Here is a 22432-nt window from a genome sequence, read left to right as displayed (position 1 = left end):
TGCAGAATCCGACGGCGGGCTGCGGCAGGGGCGGCTAGGCGAACCGGGCCAGCGGGTTGGCCAGGCGGCCCGCCATCTGCAGCCCGCCGGAGGGATCCGTCAGGTCCAGCATCTGCTGGTTGTTCCGCAGCTGGAGCCGGTTCAGGCAGGACAGCTCGAAGTCAACGGCGAACAGGTCATGCCGGGCAAACTGGTCCGCCAGTTCCGGGTGCTCCGCCTGGTAGCCGGCGATCGCCCGGGCCGCGATGGCCCAGAAGTCCTCCTGGCGCAGCATCCCGTCTTCGTCCAGGAGCGCCGAAAGGAACCGGAAGATGCAGTCGAAGATGTCCGTGAAGATGGCCAGCACCTTCTCACTGTCCGGGATGGCGACCTGGATCCGGGAAACCTCCGCAGGCAGCTCGAGCCGGGTCCCCATCACCACAATCTCCTCGGCGATGTCCTTCATCACGGCCCGCACCGGGACCCCGTCCTGCAGCACCAGGATCACGTTCTCCCCATGCGGCATAAACGCCAGCTCGTACCGGTAGAGGCAGTGGACCAGCGGCACCAGGTATGCCTCGAAGTAGCGGCTCACCCACTCGGCAGCGGCCAGCCCGGACCGTTCGATCAGGGCGGAAACCATGGGCCTGCCATCGGCGTCGACGTGCAGGAGCGAGGCCATGGTGGCCAACTGCTGCCCGTCCGCCAGCAGCGGCAGCGGACTTTCCCGCCACAGCGCGGAGAGCATCTTCCGGTATGCCGAGCCGGGGTTGGAGCCGGCCTCGTAGTAGCCGTTGTGGTAACCGATGGCTGCGACCTCGCCGATCATCGTGAAGCCGCGCTGCTGCAGGGCACCGTCCGCTTCAATCAGTCCACGCAGCCAGTCGTTGATGGCCGGGGTGGCCTTCATGTACTGGGGGGAGAGACCGCGCATAAAGCCCATGTTCAGGACGGACATGGCCGTCTTGACGTAGGACTTCGCGGGCTGGTCGGTGTTGAAGAACGTCCGGATGGACTGCTGCGCCTGGTACTTCTCGGTGCCGGTGCCCAGGTAGACGATCCGTTGCCTGGCGATTTCCGCCGCAAACGTGACGGTCAGCTTGTTCTCCCACTGCCAGGGGTGCACCGGCAGGAAGAAGTATAGGTCGGGGTCCAGGCCCTGGAGCCGGAGTTCCGCGTTGAAGTCCCCCACCAGGCCGCCCAGTTCAGCATCCAGGTGGGCTCGGTAGTCCAGGCCCTGGCTGGCCGTGAAGACAGCGTGGCTGCGCGCGGCCGCGACCCACACCAGCTGGACCGGGGCGCCGGTTTCCGGTGCGAACGCCAGGTAGTCCCCGATCCCGAAGCCCAGCCGGCCGTTGTTCGCCACAAAACAGGGGTGCCCCTCGGTCATGCTGCGTTCAATGGCCTGGAAGTCCGCGGCAGCATCCAGCCCGCCGGTCACACCTGCTGCGAGTTCGGCGGCGGCCGGTTGCCCGGCCCACTGCTTGTACGCGTGGCTGGCCAGCGTGCTGCTGACTTCCTCGAGGTACACGGGCAGCATGGCGGTGTTGATCCCCAGCGTGCCGTGGAACGCGGTGATGAAGTCCAGGACGTCCAGCGGCGCTTCCATGCCGTCCCGGAAGCCGCGGATGGAGCCCGGATCGATGGACCAGTGGTCCAGTTCCAGCAGCCGGGCGGTGAAGCGGTATTCGGAGCTGCCGTCGTCGCTCACCACCCGGTAGCCCCCGTCGAGGGGTTCCGGCGAGAGGATGCGTTCGTGGGAGAACTCGGCGAGCGCCTTCCGGAGCAGGTGCCGGTTGGCGATGTCCCAGCGGTCGCCGGCCAGGTGCGGGGCTTCGGCGGCCCGGTATCCGGCGGTGGGTGCAGGATCGAGGTGGATGGTCACAGTGCGGCTCCCTGGGGGATGGGGGTGGGAAGGTTCAGTGCGGCGCGGGCGGTGAGGTAGTCGGCGCGGATGCAGAAGCTGAGCAGCGCTTCCTTGTCCGGCAGGGTGACGAGGCCGGCGGGTTGGAACCCGAGCCGTTCGTTGAGGGCGTGGATCCGGGTGTTGCGCGCGTCAGGTTCAACCACCACGCGTTCCACGTCCGGGCGGGCGAAGATCCGGTCCAGGACGGCGTCCATCACGGCAGTGGTGTACCCGGCTTCCGGGCCGGACGACGGCGGCGCCACCAGCAGGTGCATCCCCACGTCGCCGGGCTCCTCGGCATAGACCGCGGCCAGGGGTGAGGAGCCGGGAAGATATTCCTCCATCAGGAAGGCGGGGACGCCGCCGTCGAGCCCCAGCAGCGCGTGGTGGTGGCCGCTGGCCTGGATGGTCCGGTATTCCTGCACCACGTCCTCGACGCTGGCGGAAAGCATGCCCCAGAAGGAGGCGTAAGGTTTGGTCACCCAGCTGTGGAGGAGCGGTGCGTCGGCGGTGGCGTCGAGGCAGCGGAAGGTGAACCTCATGCGGGCACCTCCGCCGCGACGCCTGCCGGGGCACCGAACTGCTGGAAAGCGATGCTGCGTTCCACCGGGTAGACCTCGCGGCCGGTGATCGCGCGCAGGATGCAGGAGTTGCGGTAGGCGCCCATGCCCAGATCCGGGGTAACGAATCCGTGGGTGTGGAGTTCGGCATTCTGGACAAATATCTCGCCGGGTTCGACGCCGGTGCTGTAGTTCCGGTCCACGGCGAACCTCCCGGCGCTGTCCCGGGCGATCCGGTCCTGCACACCGGCCAGGAATTCCGGTTCGTGGTATCCGTACCCGGTGGCCAGGACCACGGCTTCGCTGTCCAGCGTGTAGGAGCTGCCCTGCTCGCCATGCTCGAGGTGCAGCGTGTGGGTGCCCGCAGCCGGGTCCCACTCGGCGGCGGTGAGCGTGGAGTGGGTCAGCAGCTGCGTGTCCACCAGCCCGGAGATGCTGCGGGTGTAGAGGAGGTCATAGATGGCGTCGATCAGGTCCGAGTTGATGCCCTTGTAGAGGTTCTTCTGCGCCTTGTTCAGGTGGTCCCGCTGCTCCTGCGGAAGTGCGTGGAAGTAGTCCACGTATTCGGGGGAGGTCATTTCGAGGGTCAGCTTGGTGTATTCCAGCGGGAAGAACCGGCCGGACCGGGTGACCCAGTTCAGCTGGTAGCCGTGGGTTCCGGATTCCTGCAGGAGCTCGTAGTAGATCTCCGCGGCGCTTTGGCCGCTGCCCAGGATGGTGATGCTGCGCTGCTGCTGCAGTTCGTCCTTCCGGGCCAGGTAGTCGGCGTTGTGGATGGCCAGTCCCCCGGTTCCCGCTCCGGAGCGGGCCAGGATGTCGCGGCCGGACGCGGGGACGTACGGCGAGGTTCCGGTGCCCAGCACCAGCCGCCGGGCCAGCAGTACCTCCGGCCCGGCCGGGCCGGACACGGTGAGCCGGTACACCCCGCCGTCGTGCGTGATGTCCCGGACCGTGGTGCCAAAGCGGACGGACGGCAGCTGGCCGGCCACCCATTGGCAGTACTGGTTGTACTCTGCGCGCAGGGGGTAGAAGTTTTCCCGGATGTAGAAGCGGTACAGCCTGCCCGTCTGCTTCAGGAAGTTCAGGAAGGAGTACGGGGAGGTGGGGTCTGCCAGGGTGACGAGGTCGGCCATAAACGGGACCTGGAGGTGGGCCGGTTCCAGCATCATGCCGGGGTGCCAGTCGAAGGATTCGCGCTGCTCCAGGAAAACCCCGGCCAGCCCTTCGATCGGTTCGGCCAGGGCGGCGAGGCCCAGGTTGAAGGGCCCCACGCCGATGGCTGCGAAGTCGTGGATGCGGCTCATGCTGCCACCGCGTCCTGCAGCAGGTCCACGCCGGTCCGGCGCAGCAGGTCCACGATCCCGGCGATATCCTCCAGGGTTGCCTCAGCGTTGAGGAGGGTGAACTTCAGGTAGTGGCGCCCGGCAACCTTGGTGCCGGCCACCACGGCCTGGCCGGAGGCGAAGACGGCGGCGCGGATGGCTGGGTTCAGCGCGTCAGCGGCGTCCTCGGAAAGCCGGCTGCCGTCAGCGAGCAGGGGCCGGTACCGGAATACCAGGGTGCTCAACTGGGGCTGGGCGGCGAGCTCAAACCCGTCATCAGCATCAAGGAGCGCCCCCACCCGGGAGGTCAGGTCGATCGCCTCGTCAAACAGCGCGCCGATGGCGTCCGCGCCCATGATGCGCAGGGTGAGCCAGAGCTTGAGGGCATCGAAGCGCCGGGTGGTCTGGATGCTTTTGTCCACCTGGTTGGGGATGTCGGCCAGGGCGGCGCTTTCCGGGTTGAGGTAGTCGGCGTAGTAGGTGATGTGGCGCAGCATGGCGCGCTCGCGGACCAGCAGGGCGCTGGAGCTGACCGGCTGGAAGAAGGTTTTGTGGAAGTCCACGGTGACGGAATCCGCCAGCCGGGTGCCGTCAAGGAGGTGCCGGTAGCGGCCGGAGACCATCAGGCCGCCGCCGTAGGCAGCGTCAACGTGGAGCCAGGCGCCGTAGGCGCGGGCCAGTGCGGCGAGCTCGGCCAGCGGGTCCACGGAGCCGAAGTCGGTGGTGCCTGCGGTGGCGATCACAGCCATGGGGGTGAGCCCGGCGTCGGTGGCGTCAGCCATTGCGGCGGCCAGCGCGGCCGGGTCCATCCGATGGTCGGGGGTGCACGGCACGGTGATCACGGCGTCGAACCCCAGGCCCAGCATGGACGCTGACTTCTGGATGCTGAAATGGCTGTCCTCCGAAGTGAAGATGCGCAGGGTGTCCAGCAGCGCCGGCAGCCGGAGGCCGCTGCGGGCCGGGTCCTGCCGGAGGCCGGCTACGGCGTGGTTGCGGGCGATCAGGAGGGCCTGCAGGTTGGACTGGCTGCCGCCGGAGGTGAAGATGCCATCAGCGTCGGCGCCGAGGTGCAGCCGGTCCGCGGCCCAGTCGATGAGGCGCCGCTCGATCATGGTGGCACCGGCGCTCTGGTCCCACGTGTCCAGGGAGGAGTTCACGGCGGACAGGATGGCTTCGCCCACCAGCGCCGGGATGACCACGGGGCAGTTCAGGTGCGCGGCGTATTTGGTGTCGTGGAAGTAGACGGCGTCCCGGAGGTATACCCCTTCGAGTTCCGCCAGCGCCGCCGCGGTATCCGGCAGCGGCGTTTCCAGGTCCACGGCGGCCACCCGGGCCTGCAGCTCCGCAGGTCCGACGCCGGTGAACGGCTGGGTGCTCCGCTCCAGTTTGGTGGCAACTGCGGTCACGCCCTGCAGCACCTGCGCCACGTAGCGGGGGGAATTCCTGGCGTTCAGCAGATGGTTGGAGGCGCCAAGTGCCAGCTCCACGCGGGAGCCGAAATCCTGGCCCGGCAGCTCCTGAAGCGGTCGCGGTTGGTCCACGGGTAACTCGTCAAGGCGGGGCATCAGCGGCACTGGTATTCCTTCGGTCAGGGTTGTACGTCGAATTGCATAGGCAAGCCTTACTTAGGCAACCCTTTTAATCAAACTTCTGTGATGTATTTATCCCGGGCGCCCGGAATTGAACGATTCAACGGCCTGCGGGGCGTCATTGACTGGCAGTCCGTGGAACCGTCCGGCAGAATATGCGGCCCGCCAGGTGCCAACGATGGCGCCGGGATGATTCGGGGCAGTGCCGGGACGATTCCGGAATGGTGCCGCAACGACGCCCTTGACGCCAACGGCCCTGCGCGGCCTAGGGTGGATGGACCGGGCGCCCGAACGGAGCCTGGGAACCAGGGGGAACAATGGAACAGCCAATGGGCGCGGTGACCTTCCGCGAAGTGGACCAGCACGGAAACCGGATTCCGGATGGGGGCGCCGGTGAACCGCCGGAGCCGGCCGAAAAATCGCCCGGCTTCAGCGTGAACCCGTTCATTGTTGTGCTCTGGCTGCTGGCCGCAGCCCTGGTGGTGGGCGGCCTGGCTGTCCTGTTCGGCGGAGCCGGCGCAACCGTCATGTCCTTCGGATCCACCAACGGCCCGCCCCTGGCCTACCTGTTGATGTCTTTCAGTCCGCAGCTCATCGTCTCGGGGCTGGCGACGGCCATGGTGCTGTTGTTCTGGCATGCCTTCCAATGGCAGCGGCGCCGGGGCTGAACCCGGCGCAACGGCAACGACCCTCTTTCCCGCGCCCCGCATCGGGCGAAGAAGGACCTAGTGGCGGCCGCAATTTGGCCGCAGGTACTAAGCATGCTTGGCTTGTTGGAAGCGCAAAGCTCCGCAAGCAGTTCGCGGCGGGCCCTGCCAACGCCGGCAGGCCCGTGAAGAAGCCCAAGGAAAAATACCATGCCCAGCACCGCAGAGCCCCTTCTGGCGGCACCACTCCCCGACCCTCCGGGCAGTCCGGAGGTACCGGCCGGACCGGTGGACGTGGAGCTGATGGCCACACTCAGCACCCGGATGCATTGCAGGACACCCATGCAGCGGGTGGACCCGGGCTCCTCCCCCATCCGCGAACCAGTGCACGTTGATATTGCCGCTCCGATGCAGGTCGGGGACGGGCCGGCTCAACGTGGGATGCCGGCGGACCGTTTGGCATTGCAGGAGCAGGGCGGCCCCGCTGACAGCGCCGCCATGGCAGAAAGGGCGGTCACGTACCGTTGCGCCTGCGGGTTCACCATCGACGGTCCGGCCGACGAACTGCCCTGACCCGCCGTCGGGTCAGCTTTCCGGCCAGTCCACAAACTGGCCGTAGCCCTCGTGCTTGCGCAGGTAACCGGCAATAAACGGGCAATGCGGAATGATCCGCTTTCCGGTGGCCACAACATCGTCCAGCGCAAAATGCGCCAGGACCTTGCCCAGGCCCTGGCCTTCGAACCCTGCCGAGGTTTCGGTGCGGATGAAGTCAACGTGTCCGGGCTGGTCCTCGAAGAACGACTGGACGGCGAGGGTTCCGCCCACATGCAGTTCGTAGCGGTGGTCCGCGTCATTGCGGGCCAGCGCTACGTCCGGCGCAAAGGTGTCTTCCGTGGACATGGTGTTCTCGGTCATGGTTCGACAGTGGCACTACTTGGCCCCGCTGGCAATGCTCACCGGCGCGGCGGAACGGCGGGCAACGCTAGGACGTGACGGCAATCAGGCCAAGCACGACGGCGATCAGCGGGGTGATCCCCTGCGTCACCGCAGGCCGGAGGTTCTTTTTGCCGCTCAGTGCCAGGACCAGGGCGGCGAGCAGCATGGAGCCGCAGCAAGCGAAGACCAGGGTCCAGCCGGCCACGTCCTGCGCCGAGCCGTCGCCACCGAAGGCCACCAGGGCAAGCCCGATGAAGGCGCCGATCGCCAGGAACAGGTTGTAGAAACCCTGGTTGTAGGCGAGCGACTTGGTGGTTTCGGCGTCCTGCTGGGAGGCGATGTTGAAGCGCTTCCACGTGGCGGGTTTGGTCCAGTTCACCGACTCCAGCGTGAAGATAAAAACGTGCAGGGCTGCTGCCAGGAAAACGAAGACAAGGGAGGCCAGGATCATGGCTTGATCCTAGCCTCCCTGCACCAACGGTGGTGTCCCTACCTGCTCAGTGTCTCCAGCGTGCCGGCGGCGAAATCTGACGCCGTCCGGTCCCAGCGGCCCAGCAGGGCCTGCAGGTTTTCGCCGTCGGCCCGGTGAGCGGGCAGCTGCTCCTGCAGGGTGGCCAGCACTCCAGTGCGGAGCTCGGTGTTGAAGTTCACCTTCCCCACGTTCATGGCGGCGGCTTTCACCAGTTCCGAAGCGGGAATGCCGGAGGCCCCATGGAGCACCAGGGGAATGTGGGTCCGTACGGCGATGTCCTGCAGCACGTCCCACCGCAGCCGGGGTTCGCCCTTGTATTTGCCGTGCACGTTGCCCACGGCCACAGCCAGCAATCCGGCGCCGGTGCGGGACACAAATTCCTCAACCTGGGCCGAGTCGGTCAGGCCTGCGATATCCACTCCGGCAGCGTCATCGCCGAATGCGCGGTCCTCGTCTCCGGCCAGGCCACCCAACTCCGCCTCCAGGACCACATCCGGGCCCAGGAGGGCCCGGGCTGCCAGCACCAAAGCGATGTTTTCCTCAAAGGGCAGGGAGGAGCCGTCAGCGAGGACGGAATCCGCCCCCGCAGCCACGGCGCCGGCCATCACGGCAAGGTCCGTTGCGTGGTCAAGCTGCACGGCAACCGGGACGGTGGCGGCATCCGCCAGGCCACGGAGTGCTGCGATGAGGCGCAGCCCGTTGCGGGTGGCGGCGGTCCTGGGCGCCACCAGCAGGATGACGCCGCGGCCTGATTCCTCCGCGGCACCCACTACGGCAAGGGCTGTGGTGAAGTCGTAGCAGGTGAAGGCCGGCACTGCCGAGCCTTGCTGCAGGGCAGAGGTGACCAGGTGGTCGAGTTGGGTACGCATCAGACGCCCAGGCCTCCCACCAGGATCCAGGCAACAAAGGTCAGCGCGAAGCCGGCAAGGCCCAGGACGGTGGTGAGGACGGTCCAGGTGCGGAGCCCGTCGGAGACGGTGAGGCCGTAGTACCGGACCACTGTCCAGAAACCGGCGTCCGTGACGTGGGACAGGCCAAGTGAGCCGAAGCCAATGGCGATAACGATGACGGCGATCTGCGCAGGCGTGTAGCCGCCCTCCATCACCGCGGAGGTGAGCAGCCCGGTGGTGGTGACAATCGCGACGGTCGCGGAGCCTTGGGCTGCGCGCAGGGCAAGGGAGATGACAAAGCCGAGGGCGATGACGGGCAGGCCCAGGTGGTCCAGGGTCTGGGAGAGCGCCGCGCCGATGCCGGAGGTCCTGAGTACCTCCCCGAACACGCCACCGGCAGCAACCACCATGAGGATGGAAGCGATGGGCGGCAGGGCACCTTCGAAGATTTCACCGGTTTCCTTGAGCGACCAGTTGCGGCGCACGGCGAGCAGGAAGAACGACAGCGCCACGGCCACCAGCAGGGCGAAAAACGGGTTGCCGACGAACGCGGCCAGGCCATACCAGGAATTGTCTTTGGGGATGGTGAGGGTGCCAACGGTGCCGAGCAGGATCTGCACGATGGGGGCGGCAATAAGGAAGATGATCAGACCGGGCCGGGGCGGGGCCTGCGTGGCGGCGCCGGGGCCGTCATGGCCCACCTTCACCAGGGCATCCGAACCGAATTCCTCAACCTGCGCCTTGACCGAGGGCAGGAGTTCGTAGTCCTTGCGGTTCATGATGCTGGCCACCCAGTAGGACAGGAAGCCCAGCGGAATGCAGATAATCAAGGAGATGAGGGTGATAAGCCCAATGTCCGCGCCAAACACGCCGGCACCGGCAACAATGCCCGGATGCGGCGGGACCGCCACGTGGATGGACAGCATGATCCCGGCCATGGGCAGGCCGAACTTGACCGGGTGCACCTTGGCGATTTTGGCGAAGGCATACACGATGGGGACCAGGACGATGACGCCCACTTCGAAGAACACCGGGATGGCGACCAGGAAGCCAACAGCGGTGAGGGCCACAGCCACGCGCTTTGCGCCCAGCTTGTTGGTGAAGTGCGTCGCGAGCGATTGGACGCCGCCGGACACCTCGATCATGCGGCCCAGCACGGCGCCCAGGGCGATAAGCAGCGCCACCTTGCCCATGGTGCTGCCCACACCGTTGGCCACCACGGTGAAGACGTCCTTGAGCGGGATCTGGGCGGCGACGGCCACCATGATGCTGACAGTCAGCAGGGCCACAAACGCCTGGATCTTGAAGCGGATGATCATTACCAGCAGGACGGCGATGCCGAGCGCGGCGATGGTCAGCAGCAGCGGGGTGCCGAGCTCAACGGCGGGTTTGATGGCGGGCGCATCAGCCGCCCGCACCAGCAGCGGCAGTATCGGATGGTTCATGAGGGGTGTCTCCTTTGACGTGCCAGTCTTCCAGAAGACGGGCGATCAGGCGCTTGGGAATTTCTGGTGGGGGTACGACGACGGCGGAGGGGGACCGCCGTCGTCGTACGTTGTGGGGGTTGCGCTTTAGTTGTTGCGCTTGGTGGGCGCGACGACCTTGATGACGGCGGAATCGTCGGCGGCGGCGAGGCCCTGGGCCTGGCCCAGCAGGTAAAGCTGTTCCGCGGCGGCAGCCACCGGCGCTGCGAGGCCGGCGGCCCGGGTGGCTTTGCCCACGATGCCCATGTCCTTGACGAAGATGTCCAGGCGGGACAGGACCTCGGCGCCGTCCTCGGTGTAGGCCTCCAGGATGCGCGGGCCGCGGTTGGAGAGCATAAAGGAGCCGGCTGCACCCGCTTCGAGGGCGGCGAGGGTCTTGGCCTGGTCCAGGCCCAGGGCGTCCGCGAGGGCCATGGCCTCGGCCGCGGCGGCGATGTGGACGCCGCAGAGGAGCTGGTTGACGGTCTTCAGGGCCTGGCCGTCGCCGGGCTTGTCGCCCACCACGGTCAGGGTGGAGGCCAGCAGTTCCAGGGCCGGGGCTGCCTTGGTGCGGGCTTCGGGGGACGCGCCAACAACGATCAGCAGGTCGCCTTCGCCGGCGCGCTTGGGCCCGCCGGAAAGGGGTGCGTCCACCAGGTCCACGCCGTATTCGGCCAGTTTGGCCACGGTGGCCGGGATGGCTTCGGTGCCCACGGTGCTGCCGAGGATGACGACGGCGCCCGGTTCCAGGACCGAGGCCACGCCGTTTTCGCCGAAGAGGACGTCGTTGAGCTGTTCGCCGTTGCGGACGGCCAGGAGGACGGCGTCCGCCCCCTTGGCGGCTTCGCGGGCGGTGCTGAAGGTGGCGATGCCGGCTTCAGCGGCCAGCTCCAGGCGGGGTTCGGCGATGTCGAAGCCGTGGACCGTGAGCTTGGACGCGAGGCGGGTGGCCATGGGCAGGCCCATGGCGCCAAGGCCCAGGACGGTGACGGTGTAATTGCTGGTCATGGTGTTCTCCGGTGAATTTTGCGGGACGGGGTTAGGAGCCTGTGGGTATTAGAAGGTGGTGCTGAGTTTGCGGGTGACCTGGGCGAGGGACTCGTCGTCGCCCACGTTGCCGGCGAAGACGATGTACGGGATGCCCTTGGCAGGGCCGTCCACCGGTTCCCAGAGGGAGACGATGCCCGGCAGCATGGGGCCGCGGACGATCGCGTGGCGGATCTCTAGGCCGTGGGCTGCGACGTCCGAGGAGGTGATGCCGCCCTTGGCGATCACAAAGCGGGGCGGGAACGTCTTCAGGGTGCGGTTGACCACGGCAACGACGGCGGCGGAAACGGTGCGGGCGATCCGCAGGCTTTCGGCGGGGTCATCCGTCCTGATCAGCAGGCGGCTGGTGTGGACAATGACGTCGCCGGTGTGGAGGGCTTCGACGACAGTCTCCACCGTGCTGTCGAGGTGTGCGGCGGCGTCCCCGCCCAGGAGCTTCTCGACGTCGATTTCCACGATGCGGGCAGAACTGTGCTGCTCCGTGAGGGCTTTGAGCTGCCGGGTGGTGACGCCCACGTGCGAGCCCACCACGATCAGGCCGCCGGCCCCGGAAGGGTTTTGGCCGGCAAAGGCTTCCCCGCCGCTGAGTTCCGCGCGGATCTCCTGGCCGATCCGGGCCCTGCCGAACGGCGGGCCCACCCGGTACAGGAGTTTTTTGCCGCGGCGTTCGGCTGCGTCGAGGCCAAGGGCCAGGGCACGGAGGTCGTTCTCGGTGACGATGTCCGCCACGATGGGGGTGGAATCATTGGCGGCGTCGAGTGCGTCGGCGATGGCCGCTGCTGAGACTGCGGGGTCGTTGGCTGCTGCGCCGGCGCGGATGGTGTGCAGGTCCAGGACAATGACCGAGCCGGCGGGGAACCGGCCCTGCGACTTCTCCGCCACGTAGTCCTTCAGCACCGACGTGCTGAAGCCAAAGCTGGCATCCCTGGCGAACTCGGTATCGGAGACGGGAATGAGCGTACCTGCGGCCTCGCCCGTGCCGCGCATGTAGTGGACGCCGCCAATGGTGATGCGGCCGGCGTCGGGAAAGGCGGGAACCAGGACCACGCCGTCCGTCGATTCCCCGCTGACGTTGGCCACGGTGGCGGCGATGACGTCAGGCTCCAGCGGGTAATGCCCTCGGAGGGTGGAGTCGCTGCGGCTGACGAACCCAAGCTGCAGGGCCGGCCCGGACTGCGGATCGGAGGCACCCGCGGCGGTGAGGGCGTTGCGGACCACTTCCTCGTTGCGTGCAGCGGCCTCGGCCGGGTCAAGGCTGCGGGTGTTGGTGAGGACGTAGACGGCCGGTTTGGCCTGCCCGAAAGCCCAGGCGAAGTCCGACACTTCCCAGCGGGTGAGCACGGGCAAATCTGCCACGGACTGCGTTCCGGTGGGATCGTCGTCGAGCACTACAAGCATCCGGGGCGCCCCGGCATTCGACTCGGCCACGGTCTTGGCCACCAGCGCGGCGGGGATCTCGAGTTCCGGCGGGTAGGCAGCCAGAACGTCAACTTCAAGCGTCACAATGCACTCCGTTGTGTAGTGATCCGGCACGGCGGATCCCGTTTTATCGACCTGTAAGATGTCTGACATCTAACATTTGAATGTTAGTGTGGCACAGGACATAAAAACGCGCAAGTAGACTTGTCTGACATACCGCGGGGCGTACGCCCACGGCAGCGATCGGGGGCAGCATGGCCAGGAAGTCACTGGTTGGCGTAGTGGCGGACGAGTTGCTGGACCGTATCATCGGCGGCGAATTCCCACCGGGATCCACCGTCCCCGGCGAGCTGGAGCTCAGCGCCCGGCACGATGTCAGCCGGATGACCGTCCGCGAAGCCATGAAGACCCTTGAGGCGCAGCGCATCCTCAGCGTGGAGCGCGGCCGGGGGACGTTTGTTAATCCGCTGAACCGGTGGGCGTCGCTGGAAGCGGTGCTGCGGGCCGCCTCCGAGGGCAGGGACGAGGCCGAGTCCTCCATCCAGCTCATTGAACTGCGGCGGATGCTGGAAACGGGCGCCTGCGAATTGGCGGCGGGCCGGATCGCCGAGGCCGAGGTGGACTCGCTGTTCGCCTACATCACCGCCATGCGGGCCGCCCACCACGTCAACGATGTGGCCGCTTTTGTGGAGGCGGACCTGGCGTTCCACGACATCATCCTGCACGCCTCTGGCAACGTGTTTGTTTCGGTGCTGTTCGAGCCGCTGCACCGGGTACTGGAAAAGCGCCGGACGGAGACATCAGCAGTGCCGGCCATCCAGGAGCATGCCATCGGGCACCACCAGAACATCGCCGAGGCCCTGCAGGCCCGGGATGCGCAGCGGGCCCGGGAGGCCATGGACGCCCACATGCAGCAGACCCTGGATGACCTGCGGAACCTGGTCCTCGGGTCCGGCTAGGGGCGGATCGGCCACGCGGGAGTCAGGCGCCGATCCCGTCGCCGGCCTGGTCCTGACCCGGCTGCGGGAGCTGGAGGTGGTCCGCTGGGACCGGCCTTTGATAGCTGGCCGGGTCGGCAGGTTAACGGGACGGCGGGGCCGTGGTTCCGCGAACCACCAGTTCGGTGGCTACCTCCAGGGCAGTGGGGGCCGCCGATACCGTGCCTTCGCGCTGCTCAGTCAGGATGCCCACCGCCATGGCTGCCATCTGCGCCAGCGGCTGCCGGACGGTAGTGAGCGGCGGGGAGGTCAGGGCGGCCTGGGCGATGTCGTCGAAACCAACAATGCTGAGGTCCCGGGGAACCAGCAGCGAGCGCTGGCCAGCGGCGTTCATCACGCCCAGCGCCTGCAGGTCGCTGCCGGTAAAGATGGCGGTGGGCGGCTCCGGCAGATCCAGCAGCTCGGCGCCCAGCCGCATGCCGGACTCGGTGCTGAAGTCGCCGTCGCGGACCAGTTCCGGCGCCACGGGCAGGCCGGCCTCGTGCAGCGCGGCCGCGTAGGCCGCGTACCGGGCGCGGCCGTGCCCCGGGCTGTGGTTCCGGCCGGTGATAATGCCCACCCGTCGGTGTCCCAGGGCCAGGAGGTGCCCAACGGCGGCCAGCGCGCCGGAGAACGACGCCGGGCTGACGCTGGGGATTGCCAGGCCTTCGGATCCCTCGGGGTCGATGGCCACGGCCGGGATCCGCAGGCTTCGCAGTGCCGTCACCAGGGGTGAACCCCGCCGCGGCGCGAGCAGCATCACGCCGTCCAACCGGTTCACGGAGGGCTCGCGCAGCTTCCGCCACCGCTCGGCGGTGGCGTGTTCGGCACGCGAATACGCCACCGCATAGCCCAGCCGGTCCGCGGCGGACTCCACCCCGGCCATGGTTTCCAGGACCCAGGGGGAATCGAAGTTGTTGACCACCAGCTGCAGCATGCCCGGCTGGGCTGCAGGGGTGTTGCGTTTGGAGTAGTCAAGGTCCGCCAGGGCCTGCTGGACCTTGGCCCGGGTGGCATCGGAGACGTGGGAGCGGCCGTTAAGGACCTTGGAGACCGTAGGTACAGAAACTCCTGCGGCTGCCGCGACGTCTGCGATCTTGGGACGCGGGGTGGCGGTCAACGGGGCAGTCCTTGGGTTCATATGGTGGCGGCAACGGCAAGCTGCGGGGCGGAGGCCCGGCGCACGGGCGCAGTATCCACCCGCACGGGTCCCACGATAACACTGCCGCCTTCGGCCGAACCCAGGGGTGAGGTGGCGAAGATGCCCAGCTCGGCACCGATCCACTTGCCCTGCATCACGCTGAAGTTCCAGCCCTGGACTTCCCAGGGGTCTCCCGGGGCTGCCCGCCACGCGAAGGTGGACCGTGGCGAGCCGTCAGTCCTGATCTGCAGCTCAATCCGGGGACCTGCGAGCTGCACGGCCCGGCCCAGGGATTCTTCCTGCGGCCCCTCCCCGCCGGTTCCCGCCCCCAACACAAAACCGTCTGCTGTCCGCACGATTCCCAGCCAGGCGTACTTCTGGCCCAGGACCACCACACCCGCCCGGGTTCCAACAGGAACGTCCCGCAGTTCCAGCGATGTGGTGAACGTGGAAGGTGTGCCGGGAAGGATCTGGCCCAGGACGTTGGGCAGTTCACGCAGGTTGACCGGATCGTTGGCCTGCGGGCGGAGTACCAGCTGCCCGCCGCCGGGCGTCGCGGACCACGCCTCCCGCGGGTTGGCCTGCCAGTGCCACTGCTGGCCCAGCCACGGGGAAGCAAAGTCGTCGCTGCCCTCCGGCGCCACGTCCCGCGGTGAAGTACCCGCCGGGTACGGGTGGGTTGCTACCGGGGTTCCCGGTCCGCCGTCGGCCGCCTGCTCCCCCATCCACGGCCAGCCGTCCCCGTCCCAGCCCATGGGCTGGAGGTGGACCACCCGCCCATAGGGGCCGCGGTCCTGGAAATGCACAAACCAGTCCTCGCCCAGCGGCGTGGTGACCCAAGCGCCCTGGTGCGGGCCGTTGACCGCGGAAGCGCCCTGCTCCAGGACCCGGCGCTCCTCGTAGGGGCCAAACGGGGACCTGGACCGGAACACGGACTGCCAGCCGGTGGCCACTCCGCCGGCCGGGGCGAAGATCCAGTACCAGCCGTCCCGCTTGTAGAACTTGGGCCCTTCCAGCGTGGTGAATCCCGGCAGGTCAGCCCCGTTGATGACGTGGGTGCCGTGGTCCAGGAGGCGGCTGGCGTCCGGGCTCATACGGTGCACGGTGAGCCTGTTTTTGACGCCGATCCGGCTGTGGGCCCAGCCATGGACCAGGTAGGCCTGGCCGTCGTCGTCCCACAGCGGGCACGGGTCGATCAGGCCCCGGCCGGGGTACAGGAGGTGCGGGGCGGTCCAGGGACCCTCTGCCTTTTCGGCGCTGAGGACAAAGATGCCGTGATCGGGGTCCGGGTAGAAGATCCAGAACCGGCCCGCGTGGTGGCGGATGGCTGGGGCCCAGACGCCGCTGCCATGCCGGACCAGGGAATAGTGGCTGGCCTGCGGCAGCTGCGTCAGGGCGTGGCCGGCGGGTTCCCAGTCCACGAGGTTCCGCGAGCGGAGCACCGGCAGCCCCGGGACCCGGTTGAAGCTTGAGGCAATGAGGTAGTACACGCCCCTGACCTGCACCACATCGGGGTCGGGCCAGTCAGCGTTGAGGATGGGGTTGCTGTACACGGGGACGGCGTTCCGGGAAGTCATGATGTCCTGTCGGGCTGGCGTTCGGGATGGAGTCCGGGGTGGTGCCGGAGGAGTTCAAGGGCCTGGCTTGCCGTGTGGAGGGTGCCGTCGTGGATGACGGCGTGCAGGTCCTGGACCAGCGGGGTGTCGGCGTCCGCGGCGGCTTTGGCTGACCAGGCCACGGCCGGGCCGGCGCCGATGTAGCCCTCAGTCCTGATGAACCAGGGCCGGATCACGGCGGATTGCGCCAGCACCACGCTGACCGGTGCGCCGGCCACGGTGAGGCTGATTGCCAGCCACGGCGAGAGCGAACCATGCGCAGCTTCGGTTCCGGCCCCGTTGTCCGAGAGGACGGTGGGTGGTGTGCTGCTGGCGGAAAAGCGCCAGAAAATGCCGCCGTAGCCGGCACCGTTTCGTCCCTTGACGGCCGACGACGACACCTCCAGCCGCGGCACGGAACCTGCGGGGGTGAGGGCCGAGTCCACGGACAGGCACCACGTTCCGGGACTGGGGTGCGGGTACTGGTTGATCCTGCGGCGTTCCACGGCGAGTTCGTTCCCGTGCTCCGAAAGCCAAGTCAGCGCGCCCTCGAAGCCTGCAGCGTGGGGTGTATCCGGGTTGCCTGTCGCGCTGGTCCATCCTGGCGGGCTGGTTGCCGTCCAGCCGTCCGCACGCTGTGTCCCGTGGTTGGGCAGGATTTGGGGCCCGTTCGCGGCTGTGAAGGTTGAGCCGCCCCAAAAGTTGGTGCCGTTCAGGTCCGAGACGGCGATCGACAGTCCCAAGTGGTGGGCGTGGTCCGCCGGGGAAGCGTCGGTCAGTACGGTTCCGGCAAGCGACCGGATGGGGTGGAGGTAGGGCCGGGGCGAGCTGAGCGGCGGCAGCGCGCTGCCGCCGTTATGGGTTGCCAGGCCGGCAAGGCTTTCGCCGGGCAGGTCCATCGGGCCTCCTTTGGTTTGTGCATCCCGGATGTTTGAAACAGCCTAAAGACTCAGAAAGAAAACGGCAATAGCCCTAGAAACTTTCCGATATATGATTTCGGCTAGTTTGTTATGAAGTGTTGACAGTCACAGTCTTTCCTTGCTAGAAATCGTTTACCGAGAGTTTTGCACTCCGTACACGTGGGTCTGAATCTCACTATGCAGCTCAATGCATCAGAAACTTTCTGCTTTATATAAAATCCGCCTACAAGCAGGGGCAACCAACGAGAGGCGTCATTCAATGAAGAAGGCAACCACCGCGGGCATGCCCCGCCGGCTGTTCATCGGTGCGGCACTGACCGCTGCAGGGCTTGCACTCAGCGGCTGCGGGGGCGGCTCATCCCCCTCGGCAGGCGGCAACGTGGAACTGAACTTCGTTTACTGGGGTGATTCCAACCGCGCCAAGATGACAGATGCCGCGCTGCGGATCTTCGAAGAGAAGAACCCCGGCATCACCGTCAAGAGCGAATACCAGGACAGCGGACCCTACGCGGACAAGCTGGCCACCCGTTTTGCCGGCGGTAATCCCCCGGACGTGCTGAACATGGCCAACCGGAGCCTGCTGGAATACGCGCAGCGGGGCACCCTGGCGGATGTTAAGTCCCTGGACGGCGTGAACCTGGACAAGGTGCCGCAGACCATCCTGGGCCGCGGCGAGGTGGACGGCAAGCTCTATGGGGTTGCTACGGGCGTGACCACGATCGGCATGGTGGTGAACAAGGCGATCACGGATGAGGCCGGCGTCGCCATTCCGGATGACAAGACCTGGAGCTGGGAGGACTACGCAAAGTTCGCCACCGAGATAACGCAGAAAACCGGCGGCAAAGTCTACGGTGCCGGCTACGACGTTGCCACGGAAACCGGACCCATCCTCCTTGCCCGGCAGCGTGGCGAGGACTTTTACACCGAGGACAACAAACTCGGCGTAAGTGCTGAAACCATCGAGAAGTGGTTCCAGTACAGCGTGGACCTGCGGACCGCCGGCGGCTATCCGCCTGCCGGATTCTTTGAGCAGATCGGTGGATCCCCGGCGCAGTCCTATCTGGCCAAGGGCACCGTCGCCTCACAGATCATTCCCATCAACAACTTCAAGGCCTACAACGAAGCCGCCGGCGGCAAGGTGGTGCTATTACGTATGCCCGGTGAAACCACTGAGGAGCGCCGCGGATATTCTGCTGATCCAAGCATGCTGTGGTCCGTCGCAGCCAAGTCCAAGCACCCCGAGGAAGCAGCCAAGCTCCTGGACTTCCTCATCAACGATGCCGAAGGCGCTGCGCAGACCCTGACCCAGCGCGGCGTGCCCATCAACCCGGACGTCGCCGACTCCATCAAGTCACAGCTTGGTCCGGATGACACCGCGTTTGTGGACCTCGTCGCAGCCATCCAGGAAGACGAGCTGCCCGCAGCATATGTCTACCCGAAGGGCGCCAGTGTTGTGGCGGACACCCTCAAGCAGCTCGCCACGGAGGTTGAATTCGGCCGCGTCACTCCGGCCGACGCTGCCAAAACCTTCATCGAGAAGAGCAATGCAGCGATCAACAAGTAATTCCGGTCCCTCTTCCGCCACGCAGACAGGAGCCTGACGCATGTCCGTGCTGACAAAAGCCGCCCCGGGCGCCGCCGCTGAACTTGCCACGGGCCATCCCGGCAAGCGGCGGCGAAGCACCCCCCGCCGCCGGAACCAGCGGTCAGGTTACCTGTTCCTGCTGCCGTGGTTCCTCGGAATGCTGTTCACCATCATTCCGTTCTTCGCGTCGCTGTACCTGGCGTTCACCGACTACAACCTCTTTACGGAACCGAACTTTGTGGGCCTGGCCAACTTCCAGGCCATGTTCGAGGACCCCCGGCTGCTGCAGTCGCTGAAGGTCACCTTCATCTACACCTTTGTCTCAGTCCCGATCTCCCTGGCCGTGGCGCTGGGGGTGGCCCTGGTCCTGAACCGCGGCCTGCAGGGGCTGGCCATCTACCGCTCCGTCTACTACCTGCCGTCCCTGCTGGGCGGCAGCGTGGCCATAGTGATGCTGTGGCGCTACATCTTCGGCAACGACGGAATCGTCAACGGGTTCCTTGGCATCTTCGGCATCCAGGGTCCGGCCTGGGTCACGGACCCGGAATTCGCCCTCAGCACGCTGGTTGTCCTCAACGTCTGGACCTTCGGTTCACCCATGGTGATCTTCCTGGCCGGCCTGCGGCAGGTCCCCACTATGTACTACGAGGCGGCCTCGATCGACGGCGCGTCCCAGTGGCGGAAATTCCGCAGCATCACCATCCCGCTGATCAGCCCCATCATTTTCTTCAACCTGATCATGCAGCTGATCGGCTCGTTCCAGACCTTTACGCAGGGTTATGTGATGAGCGGCGGCACCGGCGGACCGGCGGACTCAACCCTGTTCTACAACCTGTACCTGTACCAGAAGGGCTTCACTGAATTCGAGATGGGCTATGCCTCCGCCATGGCCTGGCTCCTGCTGATGATCATCGCGATTTTCACCGCCATCAACTTCATCGCATCCAAGTTCTGGGTCTTCTACGACAATTAAGGCAACCCCATGGCACTCCTCGAACTACCCCCAAAGCGCAAACAAGAAAAGGCAGCAAAGCAGGCCGACCCGGAAGACGCACTGTCCGGCACCAAAGCAACCCGGTTCTCCCGCCACCTGATCCTTTGCCTGGTGGGCCTGGTCATGCTGTACCCGCTGATGTGGCTCATCTCCAGCTCGTTCAAGCCCAGCAACGACATCTTCAGGCAGCTGGGCCTCTGGCCCGAAAACTGGGACTTCAGCAACTATGAGCAGGGCTGGACCGCGCTGAACCAGCCGTTCCACGTGTACCTCATCAACTCCATGATCGTGGTGGTGCTCTCGATCGTGGGCAACATCTTCTCCTGCGCGCTGGCCGCGTACGCGTTCGCCAGAATGGAGTTCACCGGCCGGAAACTGTTCTTCACGCTGATGCTGGGAACGCTGATGCTGCCGGGCCACGTGCTCCTGGTCCCGCAGTACATCATTTTCTCCCAGCTGGGCTGGCTGGACACCTACCTGCCGCTGATCGTGCCGAACTTCATGGCCACCAACGCGTTTTTCATCTTCCTGATGGTCCAGTTCATGAAGGCCCTGCCCAAGGAACTCGACGACGCCGCCCAGATCGATGGCTGTGGTCCGTTCCGGACGTTCCTGCGGGTCATCATGCCGCTTTGCGTCCCGGCCATGGCCACCACGGCAATTTTCACCTTCATCTCCACCTGGAACGAGTTCTTCGGTCCCCTGCTCTACATCCAGAACCAGGACCTCTACACCGTTCCGCTGGCACTGCGGGCCTTTATGGACTCCGAAGGCCAAAGCATGTGGGGGCCCATGTTCGCCATGTCAGTGGTGTCCATCGCCCCGATCATCGGCTTCTTCATCGCCGGCCAGAAGTACCTCATCAACGGCATTGCCACCACGGGACTGAAATAACCCCACCGCTTCTCCGCACGCATCACTGACTGAACACCCCTTATTTGGACAGGTCCCGGCTGGAGGCTGCCGGGACCTCGACGAAGGAGTTTTGCATGATTTTGCGACGACTACTCGGCGCTGCAACCGCCGTCGTGATGCTGGGAAGCCTCCCGGCACTGCCTGCCACCGCGGCCCCCGCCGACCATACGGCGGGGGCACTGGCCCCCGCCGTGACCGCCCAACCACCGGAGGCATCCTGGAAGCAGACGCCGGATGGCTTTGCGTCCCTGCCCGGCTACGGGCTGTCGGGAACAACCGGTGGCCAGGCAGGAAGAATCGTCACCGCCGCTACCCTGGCGCAGCTCCAGGAGTATGCAGCCGCCGTCGAGCCATTGGTTATTTTCGTCAAAGGCTCCATCCGTGCTGAGCAATACGTCAAGATCCCCGTGGCTGCCAACAAAAGCTTCATCGGGGTGGGCGCCGGGGCCGAAGTGGTCAATGCCGGCTTTAAGCTCATCAACGTCAGCAATGTCATTTTCCGGAACTTCACTGTCCGTGATTCCTACATCCCCGGCGACTGGGACGGCAAACGCCCGGACAACGACAGGGACGGCATCCAACTCGACACCACCCACCACGTGTGGGTGGACCACATGAAGTTCGAACGGATGGGCGACGGCCTGATCGACACCCGCAAGGACTCCGATTTCCTGACGTACTCCTGGAACGTCTTCGCCGACAACAACAAGGCGCTGGGCGTGGGGTGGACGGACAACGCCGTGACCAGGATGACCATCCACCACAACTGGATCCGGAACACCACACAGCGCAACTTCAGCCTGGACAACACCGCCGCGGCCCACGTGTACAACAACTACCTGCAGGACGTCGGCCAGTACGGCATGATGGGCCGCAACAACGCCAAAGTGGTCCTGGAGGCCAACTACTTCACCGCCGTCCAGGACCCCATCGTGGCCAAGGACCCCGGCACCGAGGTGGTCAACCGGGACAACATCTTCGAATCAGTCCGCGGCCGCAAAGACAACGTGGGCGCCGCCTTTGACCCCGCCGCGTCCTACGCCTACCAGGCGGATGACGCAGCCCGCGTCCCGGACACCGTCAGCGCCGGGGCGGGACCGCGGGAGAACAACGCACCCAACACCGCAGACACCATCACGGTGGCCCTGGATGGAACCGGCGATTTCGGCAGCCTGCAGGCGGCGATCGGCTCCATCCCGCACGGCAGCACCAAGCCCCGCACCATTACCGTCAAGCCCGGCGTCTACCGCGAAGTGGTCAACGTCTGGGCCGACCGCCCCAACCTGACCATCCAGGGCGCAACAGCCAACCCGTCCGACGTCGTTATCACCTACGATCTCCCGGCCAGCGGCGCGAAATTCTTCGGCGGCACGTGGGGCGCCGTGGGCAGCGCCACCCTGACCGTCGCAGCCACCGGGACCACAGTGAAGAACCTGACGGTGGAAAACGCCTACGACGAAGCCGCCAACGGCGGGAGCCAGGCGCTGGCGGTGCGGAGCGTTGCCGACAAGGTCACGTTCGAGGGCACCCGCTTCCTGGGCAACCAGGACACGTACCTGGCGGACACCACCGGCCGCGATGCCACCGCCCGGACCTACCTGAAGGACTGCTACATCGAAGGCGACGTGGACTTCCTCTACGGCCGGGGCACCGCGGTGTTTGACGGCTGCACCATCCATTCCGTGGACCGTGGCAGCAACACCAACAACGGCTACATCGTGGCGCCCAGCACCAAAAACTCAAACCCCTATGGCTTCCTGATCATCAACAGCACCCTGACCTCAGACGCCGCTGCCGGCACCGTCAGCCTGGGCCGGCCGTGGTTCGCCAGCAGTGATCCGGACGCCCACCCCATGGCCGTCATCCGCGATTCCGTCCTCGGTGCGCACATCGCCGAACAGGGCTGGGCCGACATGGGCGGCCATGCCTGGAACGAGGGGCGGTTTGCCGAGTACAACAACACCGGTCCTGGCGCGTTCGTCAACGAATTCCACCCGCAGCTCAGCCCCGACGAGGCCACCAGGTTCACCACGGAAGCCTTCCTCGGTGACTGGACCCCGGCGGGGCGTGGTTGA

At 66.3% G+C, this 22432-nt stretch carries 20 protein-coding genes; 7 read left to right on the top strand and 13 right to left on the bottom strand.

What is annotated here, in order from left to right:
* Positions 1-34 precede the first annotated feature (34 nt).
* The 4 genes from ACRB8A_RS02160 to ACRB8A_RS02145 are packed head-to-tail and all read right to left on the bottom strand — an operon-like array spanning position 35 to position 5332.
* Positions 35-1864 carry an IucA/IucC family protein gene (locus tag ACRB8A_RS02160; protein ID WP_432245478.1) on the bottom strand — a complete coding sequence of 610 codons (1830 nt, stop codon included), beginning with the start codon at positions 1862-1864 and terminating at the stop codon, positions 35-37.
* A complete protein-coding gene (locus tag ACRB8A_RS02155; protein WP_056601399.1) occupies positions 1861-2427 on the bottom strand; it encodes a GNAT family N-acetyltransferase in 567 nt (188 codons plus the stop codon). Before ACRB8A_RS02155 ends, ACRB8A_RS02160 begins: the two co-directional genes overlap by 4 nt.
* Positions 2424-3749: a lysine N(6)-hydroxylase/L-ornithine N(5)-oxygenase family protein gene (locus tag ACRB8A_RS02150; RefSeq protein WP_050685550.1), complete on the bottom strand. Its 1326-nt coding sequence runs from the start codon at positions 3747-3749 to the stop codon at positions 2424-2426. The genes ACRB8A_RS02155 and ACRB8A_RS02150 overlap by 4 nt, the downstream gene beginning before the upstream one ends.
* Complete coding sequence (locus tag ACRB8A_RS02145) at positions 3746-5332, bottom strand: pyridoxal phosphate-dependent decarboxylase family protein (RefSeq protein ID WP_432246006.1); 1587 nt, start codon at positions 5330-5332, stop codon at positions 3746-3748. Before ACRB8A_RS02145 ends, ACRB8A_RS02150 begins: the two co-directional genes overlap by 4 nt.
* Positions 5333-5685: 353 nt before the next feature.
* Between ACRB8A_RS02145 and ACRB8A_RS02140 the strand changes: the two genes are divergently transcribed.
* Positions 5686-6024 carry a hypothetical protein gene (locus tag ACRB8A_RS02140; RefSeq protein WP_432245477.1) on the top strand — a complete coding sequence of 113 codons (339 nt, stop codon included), beginning with the start codon at positions 5686-5688 and terminating at the stop codon, positions 6022-6024.
* A 189-nt stretch (positions 6025-6213) separates the two neighbouring features.
* A complete protein-coding gene (locus ACRB8A_RS02135) occupies positions 6214-6576 on the top strand; it encodes a hypothetical protein (protein WP_285241065.1) in 363 nt (120 codons plus the stop codon).
* 12 nt (positions 6577-6588) lie between these two features.
* Here ACRB8A_RS02135 and ACRB8A_RS02130 read toward each other — a convergent pair whose 3' ends face one another.
* The 6 genes from ACRB8A_RS02130 to ACRB8A_RS02105 all read right to left on the bottom strand — a co-directional run bounded on the left by ACRB8A_RS02130 (position 6589) and on the right by ACRB8A_RS02105 (position 12314).
* The gene (locus ACRB8A_RS02130) at positions 6589-6918 is read right to left on the bottom strand and encodes a GNAT family N-acetyltransferase (protein WP_050685547.1); all 330 of its coding nucleotides are present in this window, start codon (positions 6916-6918) and stop codon (positions 6589-6591) included.
* Positions 6919-6985: 67 nt separating this feature from the next.
* Positions 6986-7390, bottom strand: coding sequence for a DUF1304 domain-containing protein (locus ACRB8A_RS02125; RefSeq protein WP_050685546.1), 405 nt, complete (start codon positions 7388-7390; stop codon positions 6986-6988).
* A 38-nt stretch (positions 7391-7428) separates the two neighbouring features.
* Positions 7429-8280, bottom strand: a complete 852-nt coding sequence (locus ACRB8A_RS02120) for a class II fructose-bisphosphate aldolase (protein ID WP_432245476.1) — start codon at positions 8278-8280, stop codon at positions 7429-7431.
* Entirely contained in the window at positions 8280-9746 is a 1467-nt protein-coding gene (locus ACRB8A_RS02115) for a GntP family transporter (RefSeq protein WP_056601417.1), read from the bottom strand. Before ACRB8A_RS02115 ends, ACRB8A_RS02120 begins: the two co-directional genes overlap by 1 nt.
* Before the next feature lie 126 nt (positions 9747-9872).
* Positions 9873-10772, bottom strand: a complete 900-nt coding sequence (locus ACRB8A_RS02110) for an NAD(P)-dependent oxidoreductase (protein ID WP_432245475.1) — start codon at positions 10770-10772, stop codon at positions 9873-9875.
* A gap of 48 nt (positions 10773-10820) precedes the next feature.
* Positions 10821-12314: a four-carbon acid sugar kinase family protein gene (locus ACRB8A_RS02105; RefSeq protein WP_432245474.1), complete on the bottom strand. Its 1494-nt coding sequence runs from the start codon at positions 12312-12314 to the stop codon at positions 10821-10823.
* Between the two features lie 170 nt (positions 12315-12484).
* Between ACRB8A_RS02105 and ACRB8A_RS02100 the strand changes: the two genes are divergently transcribed.
* Positions 12485-13189 (top strand): FadR/GntR family transcriptional regulator, encoded by a 705-nt coding sequence (locus tag ACRB8A_RS02100; RefSeq protein ID WP_050685541.1) that lies wholly within the window; start codon positions 12485-12487, stop codon positions 13187-13189.
* 121 nt (positions 13190-13310) lie between these two features.
* On the opposite strand, the gene ACRB8A_RS02095 is transcribed toward ACRB8A_RS02100, so the two are convergent.
* From ACRB8A_RS02095 to ACRB8A_RS02085, 3 genes are read right to left on the bottom strand one after another with little or no spacing between them, the layout of a single operon-like run.
* Complete coding sequence (locus ACRB8A_RS02095) at positions 13311-14327, bottom strand: LacI family DNA-binding transcriptional regulator (protein ID WP_285241068.1); 1017 nt, start codon at positions 14325-14327, stop codon at positions 13311-13313.
* 17 nt (positions 14328-14344) lie between these two features.
* Positions 14345-15925 (bottom strand): glycoside hydrolase family 43 protein, encoded by a 1581-nt coding sequence (locus ACRB8A_RS02090; protein WP_285241069.1) that lies wholly within the window; start codon positions 15923-15925, stop codon positions 14345-14347.
* Positions 15922-16842, bottom strand: a complete 921-nt coding sequence (locus ACRB8A_RS02085; protein ID WP_285241070.1) for a DUF6807 family protein — start codon at positions 16840-16842, stop codon at positions 15922-15924. The genes ACRB8A_RS02090 and ACRB8A_RS02085 overlap by 4 nt, the downstream gene beginning before the upstream one ends.
* 280 nt (positions 16843-17122) lie before the next feature.
* Between ACRB8A_RS02085 and ACRB8A_RS02080 the strand changes: the two genes are divergently transcribed.
* The 4 genes from ACRB8A_RS02080 (at position 17123) to ACRB8A_RS02065 (ending at position 22432) form a co-directional block, all read left to right on the top strand.
* Positions 17123-18427, top strand: coding sequence for an ABC transporter substrate-binding protein (locus tag ACRB8A_RS02080; RefSeq protein ID WP_050685537.1), 1305 nt, complete (start codon positions 17123-17125; stop codon positions 18425-18427).
* A 40-nt stretch (positions 18428-18467) separates the two neighbouring features.
* Complete coding sequence (locus ACRB8A_RS02075; protein WP_050685536.1) at positions 18468-19421, top strand: carbohydrate ABC transporter permease; 954 nt, start codon at positions 18468-18470, stop codon at positions 19419-19421.
* A 9-nt stretch (positions 19422-19430) separates the two neighbouring features.
* Positions 19431-20336, top strand: coding sequence for a carbohydrate ABC transporter permease (locus ACRB8A_RS02070; protein WP_285241071.1), 906 nt, complete (start codon positions 19431-19433; stop codon positions 20334-20336).
* A gap of 95 nt (positions 20337-20431) precedes the next feature.
* The gene (locus ACRB8A_RS02065; RefSeq protein ID WP_285241072.1) at positions 20432-22432 is read left to right on the top strand and encodes a pectinesterase family protein; all 2001 of its coding nucleotides are present in this window, start codon (positions 20432-20434) and stop codon (positions 22430-22432) included.

This window comes from Arthrobacter sp. G.S.26, assembly GCF_050847375.1.
GTDB lineage: Bacteria > Actinomycetota > Actinomycetes > Actinomycetales > Micrococcaceae > Arthrobacter.
The sequence above is the reverse complement of the archived record's forward strand: the minus strand, read 5'-3'. Positions and strand labels throughout refer to the sequence as shown.

Coding starts and splice junctions, on each gene's coding strand:
- ACRB8A_RS02155 (WP_056601399.1), bottom strand. CDS start 2,427: ATGAGGTTCACCTTCCGCTGCCTCGACGCCACCGCCGACGCACCGCTC.
- ACRB8A_RS02110 (WP_432245475.1), bottom strand. CDS start 10,772: ATGACCAGCAATTACACCGTCACCGTCCTGGGCCTTGGCGCCATGGGC.
- ACRB8A_RS02145 (WP_432246006.1), bottom strand. CDS start 5,332: ATGCCCCGCCTTGACGAGTTACCCGTGGACCAACCGCGACCGCTTCAG.
- ACRB8A_RS02150 (WP_050685550.1), bottom strand. CDS start 3,749: ATGAGCCGCATCCACGACTTCGCAGCCATCGGCGTGGGGCCCTTCAAC.
- ACRB8A_RS02085 (WP_285241070.1), bottom strand. CDS start 16,842: ATGGACCTGCCCGGCGAAAGCCTTGCCGGCCTGGCAACCCATAACGGC.
- ACRB8A_RS02070 (WP_285241071.1), top strand. CDS start 19,431: ATGGCACTCCTCGAACTACCCCCAAAGCGCAAACAAGAAAAGGCAGCA.
- ACRB8A_RS02100 (WP_050685541.1), top strand. CDS start 12,485: ATGGCCAGGAAGTCACTGGTTGGCGTAGTGGCGGACGAGTTGCTGGAC.
- ACRB8A_RS02065 (WP_285241072.1), top strand. CDS start 20,432: ATGATTTTGCGACGACTACTCGGCGCTGCAACCGCCGTCGTGATGCTG.
- ACRB8A_RS02120 (WP_432245476.1), bottom strand. CDS start 8,280: ATGCGTACCCAACTCGACCACCTGGTCACCTCTGCCCTGCAGCAAGGC.
- ACRB8A_RS02140 (WP_432245477.1), top strand. CDS start 5,686: ATGGGCGCGGTGACCTTCCGCGAAGTGGACCAGCACGGAAACCGGATT.
- ACRB8A_RS02075 (WP_050685536.1), top strand. CDS start 18,468: ATGTCCGTGCTGACAAAAGCCGCCCCGGGCGCCGCCGCTGAACTTGCC.
- ACRB8A_RS02115 (WP_056601417.1), bottom strand. CDS start 9,746: ATGAACCATCCGATACTGCCGCTGCTGGTGCGGGCGGCTGATGCGCCC.
- ACRB8A_RS02090 (WP_285241069.1), bottom strand. CDS start 15,925: ATGACTTCCCGGAACGCCGTCCCCGTGTACAGCAACCCCATCCTCAAC.
- ACRB8A_RS02135 (WP_285241065.1), top strand. CDS start 6,214: ATGCCCAGCACCGCAGAGCCCCTTCTGGCGGCACCACTCCCCGACCCT.
- ACRB8A_RS02080 (WP_050685537.1), top strand. CDS start 17,123: ATGAAGAAGGCAACCACCGCGGGCATGCCCCGCCGGCTGTTCATCGGT.
- ACRB8A_RS02125 (WP_050685546.1), bottom strand. CDS start 7,390: ATGATCCTGGCCTCCCTTGTCTTCGTTTTCCTGGCAGCAGCCCTGCAC.
- ACRB8A_RS02130 (WP_050685547.1), bottom strand. CDS start 6,918: ATGACCGAGAACACCATGTCCACGGAAGACACCTTTGCGCCGGACGTA.